Genomic DNA, 962 nt, shown 5'->3' with positions numbered 1-962 from the left:
CCGCTTGCCGAGGTCTCCGGCTCAAGGCCATCAGTGCCGTCATCGGCCAGGTTCAGCAACAGTTCGCTGGTATGGGCTTTTCCTCAGTCGGCCAGGTCGACGGGCACCACCGACAGGTTCGATTCCAGTGGGGTCTGGGCGAAGAGCACGCAGAACCGCTCGTGATCGGGTTCGACGTCGTCACCCTGAACTCTGACGGACTGATCGCCGACGTTCGGGGCTTTCTCGATCGGGTCCCCAGCTAGTCGACGACAACAGGCAGCGGCCTGGCGGCACCATCGCCAGGCCGCAGTCGCGTCGGCGCACAAGCAAGGAGCCGCCCCGGTCGAAGCCGTCACCGCGCGAAGAAGGCGAGATGTGAGATATGGCTGAATGCGACACCGCCGCAACCCGATCGATCGTCGAGATGCTGCTGAAGCAGCTCGCCGAGGGCGACGTCAGCGCAGTTGCTGAGCTGTACGCCGACGAGGTGGACTGGTCATTGAGCTGGCCCGAGGGACCGCAATCCGGGGCCATTCCTTGGATCCGGAACAGGGCCACTCGGTCCGACGTGCGGCAACACTTCACCACCATCGCCGAGTACAACCGCCCTTCAGATCAGGGGACCTCGATCTCGGCCATCGTTGTCAGCGACACGGACGCGTTCATCACGGGCGTTATCCGCAACGAATCGGTTCTGACACGACGCCACTATACGGCGCGGTTCGCGTTGCATCTTCGGGTCATCGACGACCTCATCGTCCAGCACCACGTCTATGAGGACAGCCTCGCTGTCTACTCGGCCTGCGCGGAATGACGGGCTTTGAGGTGCTCAATGGAAGAGGCGGCTGGTGACCTGGCCTGTGGCGACGAGGGTGCCCTCGGCGTCGTGGACGTGGACGTCGGTCAGGGTGCTCGATCGGGTGCGGTGCACGACGGTTGCCGCGGCGGGTCAGCTCGCTTCGCGCCGGCGCAAGGGTAGC

General features: G+C 64.6%; 1 protein-coding gene and 1 pseudogene. Both read left to right on the top strand.

Annotated features, from left to right (window positions below; genetic code table 11):
- Positions 1–245, top strand: a pseudogene (locus RHBS_RS29455) (nuclear transport factor 2 family protein); the annotation flags it as partial.
- Between the two features lie 119 nt (positions 246–364).
- Complete coding sequence (locus RHBS_RS28050; protein WP_128646941.1) at positions 365–796, top strand: nuclear transport factor 2 family protein; 432 nt, start codon at positions 365–367, stop codon at positions 794–796.
- Positions 797–962 lie beyond the last annotated feature (166 nt).

Origin of the sequence: Rhodococcus sp. BS-15, from assembly GCF_000813105.1 — a bacterium.
Taxonomy (GTDB): Bacteria; Actinomycetota; Actinomycetes; order Mycobacteriales; family Mycobacteriaceae; genus Rhodococcoides.
The sequence above is the reverse complement of the archived record's forward strand: the minus strand, read 5'-3'. Positions and strand labels throughout refer to the sequence as shown.